This window comes from Xenophilus sp. (assembly GCF_044462705.1).
GTDB lineage: Bacteria > Pseudomonadota > Gammaproteobacteria > Burkholderiales > Burkholderiaceae_C > Xenophilus > Xenophilus azovorans.
In genome coordinates this window covers 1-4,823 of sequence record NZ_JBIQNC010000289.1, presented here as the reverse complement: position 1 = coordinate 4,823, position 4,823 = coordinate 1, and the positions used below count along the sequence as shown (strand labels likewise).

Genomic DNA, 4,823 nt, shown 5'->3' with positions numbered 1-4,823 from the left:
GCCAGCTCCGCGGGCGAGGAGGACATCGCCTCCAGCCCGAAGGTGCCCAGCCCGTCGATCACGTCCTTGTGCGCCAGCGCGGCCTTCATGCCGGCGTTCAGGCGCGCCACCACGTCGGGCGAGGCCTTGGCCGGCAGGAAGAAGGCGAACCACTCGCTGTGCGCCATGTCGATGCCCTGCTCCTTGAGCGTGGGCACGTCGGGCGCGAAGCGGTTGCGCTTCTCGCCCGAGGTGGCGAGGATGCGCACCTTGCCCGACTGCAGGTGCTGCGTGATGTCGCCGATCGGGCCCGAGACGGCCGAGATGTTGCCGCCCAGCAGGTCGAGCATGGCCGGCTGCGTGCCGCGGTAGGCGGCGTGCTTGAGTTCGACGCCGGCGCTCTTGCCGATCAGCGCGCCGACGAAGTGCGGCGTGGAGCCCGCGGCCGGCGAGCCGAAGTTGGCGCCGGCCGGGTTGGCCTTGGCCCAGGCCAGGAAGTCCTTGACCGACTTCACCTCCGCCGGCACCGCGGGGCCGACGGCGAAGCCGAAGTCGAACACGCAGCCCACGCTCACCGGCGTCAGGTCGGCCACCGGGTCGTACGGCAGCTTCTTGTAGATGTGCGGGTAGATGGTGAGCATCGACGTCGGCGTCTGCAGGATCGTCGCGCCGTCGGCCGGGCGGCCCTTGACGTACTGGATGGCGATCTGGCCGCCGGCGCCGGTGCGGTTCTCGACCACCACCGCCTTGGCGTAGTCCGGCTGCAGCTTCTGGCCCACCCGGCGGCAGATGGTGTCGGAGGTGCCGCCGGCGGCGAAGCCGGTGACGATGGTGGCGGTCTCGATGCCTGCCTGGGCGAAGGCGCGCTGGCCGAGGCCGGCCAGCAGGGCGGACGCGCCGGTGGCTTGCAGCAGATGGCGGCGGTGGATCATGGCGAGGGGTCTCCGTCTGGATGGGGTGGTTCAGGATGCGTCGCGCAGCCAGGTCACGGCCCCCGAGTGGGTGACCGCGCCCTGGTGCGCCGGCCGCACGGTGAGCGCGTATTTTTCCAGCAGCCCCCCGCGGGGCACCCCCTCGTTTACACCCGCTTTTTGATTCAGTCGCATCACTATTTCCTCGGCCGGCAGCGCCACCGTGATGCTGCGCGCGCCGGGGCGCGCGTCGATGGCGATGCGGTCGCCGTCGCGCAGCGCCGCGATGGGCCCGCCCGCCGCCGCCTCGGGCCCGGCGTAGCCGATGCACAGCCCGCGCGTGGCGCCGGAGAAGCGCCCGTCGGTCAGCAGCGCCACCTTGTCGCCCATGCCCTGGCCGTACAGCAGCGCGGTGATGCCCAGCATCTCGCGCATGCCGGGGCTGCCCTTGGGCCCCTCGTTGCGGATGACGATGACGTCGCCGGCCTGGTAGCGGCGGTTCTGCACCGCCTCCTGCGCCTCTTCCTCGCTCTCGAACACGCGGGCCGGGCCCTCGTGCACCAGCGTCTTCAGGCCGGCCGTCTTGAGCAGCGCGCCGTCGGGGCAGAGGTTGCCCTTGAGCACCGTCAGGCCGCCGTCGGGGCTGATCGGCTCGCCGGCGCGGCGCACCACCTCGCCGTCGGGTTCGGCGCAGCCGGCCAGCTCCTCGGCCAGCGTGCGGCCGGTGAATGTGAGCGCGTCGCCGTGCAGGTGGCCCTGGTCGAGCAGCGCGCGCAGCACCACGCCGGCGCCGCCGATGCTGTAGACGTCGCGCGCCAGGTACTTGCCGCCGGGACTCAGGTTGGCGATGAGCGGCGTGCGCGCGAACACCTCGGCCACGTCGTCCAGGTGGAATTGGATGCCGGCCTCGTGCGCGATGGCGGGGATGTGCAGCGCGGCGTTGGTCGAACCGCCGGTGGCGCAGACCACGGCGCAGGCGTTCTCCAGGGCCTTGCGCGTCACGATGTCGCGCGGCAGCGGGCCGCCGCCTTCCAGGCTGGCGGACACGGCGCGCATCAGCTGCTTCGCGGCGCGGCGCATCAGCGGGGCGCGCTCGCTGTAGACGGCCGGCACCATGCTGGAGCCGATCGGCGCCAGGCCCAGCGCCTCGCTCACCATGCCCATGGTGTTGGCGGTGAACTGGCCCGCGCAGGAGCCGGCGGTGGGCAGGCAGGCGCGGCTCATCGTCTCCAGCTCTTCCGCCGTGGCCTCGCCGGCGAGCAGCTTGCCGATGGTCTCGTAGGTGTCGACCACGTTCAGGTCGCGCCCGTGCGGGCCGATGCGCCCCGGCAGCGCCGCGCCGCCGTGCACGAACACGCCCGGCACGTTGCAGCGCACGATGCCCATCATCAGGCCCGGCAGGTTCTTGTCGCAGGCGCCGATGGCGAAGATGCCGTCCCACTGGTGGCCGCGCACCGAGGCTTCGACGCTGTCGGCGATCAGCTCGCGCGAGATGAGGGAGAAGCGCATGCCCGAGTGCGCCATCGTCAGGCCGTCGCTCACCGACACCACTGGGCACTCGTGCGGGGTGCCGCCGGCGGCGTAGATGCCGGTCTTGGCGTGCTGCGCCTGCTCGCGCAGGTTGAGGTTGCACGGGCTCATCTCGCCGCCGGTGTGGAACACGCCGACGTGCGGCCGCGCGATGTCCTCGTCGTCCTGCCCCAGCGCGCGCAGGAAGGCGCGCGTGGTGGCGCGGATGGTGCCGGTGTGGATGGTGGCCGAGCGCGGCGGCAGGGCCGTCTTCTTCGTGGGGTCGGTCATGCGCGCAGGTCAGTAGGTCGCGCCGCGCGTTGCCGGGGCCGGCGCGGCGCTGCCGTCGCCCTTGAAGCGGGCGGCCAGCGTGGCCGTGCCGCGGGCCAGCAGGTTCGTGTCCAGCCCCACGGCGACGAACAGCGCGCCCTGCTTCAGGTACTCGCGCGCCAGCGCCTCGTCGGGCGTCAGGATGCCGGGGGCCTTGCCGGCCGCGCGGATGCGGCGGATGGCGTCGGCGATGGCGGCCTGCACGTCCGGGTGCCCTGCGTTGCCAGGGTGGCCCATCGAGGCCGAGAGGTCGGCCGGGCCGATGAACACGCCGTCCACGCCGTCCACGGCGGCGATGGCGTCCAGGTTGTCCAGCGCCTCGCGCGTCTCGGCCTGCACCAGCAGGCCGATCTGCGCGTTGGCGGCGGTGGCGTAGTCGGTGTAGCGGCCCCAGCGCGAGGCGCGCGCGCCGCCCATGCCGCGCACACCGGCCGGCGCGTAGCGCGTGGCGCGCACGATGGCCTCGGCCTGCGCGGCGGTGTCCACCATCGGCACCAGCAGGGTCTGCACGCCGAGGTCGAGGTACTGCTTGATGAGCGCCGTGCCGGCGTCGCCGTGGCCCAGCGGCACGCGGGCGATGGCGTGCGAATCGGGGTACGCTGCGATGGCCTGCGCCTGCGCCAGCACGCTGGCCAGGCCGTTGGGCGAGTGCTCGCCGTCGATCAGCAGCCAGTCGAAGCCGGCGCCGGCGCAGATCTCGGCGCTGTAGGCATCGGCCAGGCCCAGCCACAGGCCGATCTGCGGACGGCGCTCGGCCAGGGCTTTCTTGAACAGGTTCTCGGGGGTCTTCATGGTGGTTTCAGGTAAAACGGAAACTGATGGAACCCAGCGGGCCGTAGTCCGCATGGAAGGTGTCGCCGCGCTGCGCGTTGACGGGCCGCGTGAAGGAGCCGCCCAGGACCACCTCGCCGGCTTCGAGGTGCTCGTCCCACGGGGCGAGCTTGTTGGCCAGCCAGGCCACGCCGTTGGCCGGGTGGTTGAGCACCGCGGCGGCCACGCCCGATTCCTCGATCACGCCGTTCCTGAACAGCAGCGCGGACACCCAGCGGAGGTCCACCGCGTCGGGCCGCACGGGGCGCCCGCCGGTCACGATGCCGGCGTTGGCGGCGTTGTCGGAGATGGTGTCGAAGACCTTGCGCGGCGCCTTGGTGTGGCGGTCGAACTGCTCGATGCGTGCGTCGATGATCTCGATGGCCGGCACCACCCAGTCGGTGGCGGCCAGCACGTCGTACAGCGTCACGCCGGGGCCCTTCAGCGGCCTGCCGAGGATGAAGGCCAGCTCCACCTCGATGCGCGGCGCGATGAAGCGCTCGAAGGGGATGTCGCCGCCGCTCTCGAAGAACATGTCGTCCAGCAGCGTGCCGTAGTCGGGCTCGTCGATCTGGCTGGAGACCTGCATGGCGCGCGAGGTCAGGCCGATCTTGTGGCCCCTGACGGTGCGGCCCTCGGCCAGCTTGCGCTTCACCCAGGCGCGCGAGACGGCGTAGCCGTCCTCGATCGTCATGTCGGGGAAGCGCTTGGAGAAATGCTCGACCTGCACGCGCGACTTCTCGCTCTCGTGCAGTTCGGCGGCCAGCTGTTCGATGGCGGAGGCGGGGAGCATCGCGGGGTCAGCCTTTGTTGAAAAGGGGGTGCAGGTTGCTGTGCTTGCCGTCGTACACCTGCCCGGGACTCTCGTCGATCTGCAGCGTGCAGCCCATGAGCTGCCGGTCGAAGATGGGGGCGAAGTGGGCGCGGACGGCGGCCAGCAGATCATCGCCGGCCTTGCGCTTCACCGCATCGGAACGCCCTGTGCCCATGCGCAGGTTCAGGTAGACGAAGGCGTAGTCGTCCCGGCCGTCGGCCACGGCGAAATGCGCCGCCGGGAAGGCCAGCACGCGCGTGCCGCCGGTGGGGAAGACCTGGCGGCCGTCCTCGTCGCGCTGTTCGAGCATGACGTCGGCCAGCGTGCGGCACAGGGCCGTCATGTCGGTGCGGGCTTCGAGGTTGGGGGTGTAGAGGATGACCAGGTGGGGCATGGCAGTGTGTTCAGCGTTGGAGGCGCGCGCCGTGGCCGGGGGCCTGGGGCGCGGGCTCATGGTGGGGCGGTCGGCG

Annotated in this window: 5 protein-coding genes; all 5 read right to left on the bottom strand. The window is 72.0% G+C overall.

Annotated features, from left to right (window positions below):
• Positions 1-911: Bug family tripartite tricarboxylate transporter substrate binding protein (locus tag ACIY1X_RS24880; protein WP_399685944.1), on the bottom strand; the 911-nt coding region annotated here is incomplete at its 3' end.
• A gap of 30 nt (positions 912-941) precedes the next feature.
• On the bottom strand, positions 942-2,690 hold the full coding sequence (gene ilvD, locus ACIY1X_RS24875; protein WP_399685941.1) for a dihydroxy-acid dehydratase: 1,749 nt from the start codon (positions 2,688-2,690) through the stop codon (positions 942-944).
• A gap of 9 nt (positions 2,691-2,699) precedes the next feature.
• Entirely contained in the window at positions 2,700-3,521 is an 822-nt protein-coding gene (locus tag ACIY1X_RS24870; protein WP_399685938.1) for an aldolase/citrate lyase family protein, read from the bottom strand.
• Positions 3,522-3,528: 7 nt separating this feature from the next.
• Entirely contained in the window at positions 3,529-4,332 is an 804-nt protein-coding gene (hpaH, locus tag ACIY1X_RS24865) for a 2-oxo-hept-4-ene-1,7-dioate hydratase (protein WP_399685935.1), read from the bottom strand.
• A 7-nt stretch (positions 4,333-4,339) separates the two neighbouring features.
• On the bottom strand, positions 4,340-4,747 hold the full coding sequence (locus ACIY1X_RS24860; RefSeq protein ID WP_038213213.1) for a 5-carboxymethyl-2-hydroxymuconate Delta-isomerase: 408 nt from the start codon (positions 4,745-4,747) through the stop codon (positions 4,340-4,342).
• Positions 4,748-4,823 lie beyond the last annotated feature (76 nt).

Bases quoted from the DNA above. Each gene is read 5' to 3' on its own strand.
- ACIY1X_RS24870 (WP_399685938.1), bottom strand. From the start codon at position 3,521: ATGAAGACCCCCGAGAACCTGTTCAAGAAAGCCCTGGCCGAGCGCCGT.
- ACIY1X_RS24860 (WP_038213213.1), bottom strand. From the start codon at position 4,747: ATGCCCCACCTGGTCATCCTCTACACCCCCAACCTCGAAGCCCGCACC.
- ilvD (WP_399685941.1), bottom strand. From the start codon at position 2,690: ATGACCGACCCCACGAAGAAGACGGCCCTGCCGCCGCGCTCGGCCACC.
- hpaH (WP_399685935.1), bottom strand. From the start codon at position 4,332: ATGCTCCCCGCCTCCGCCATCGAACAGCTGGCCGCCGAACTGCACGAG.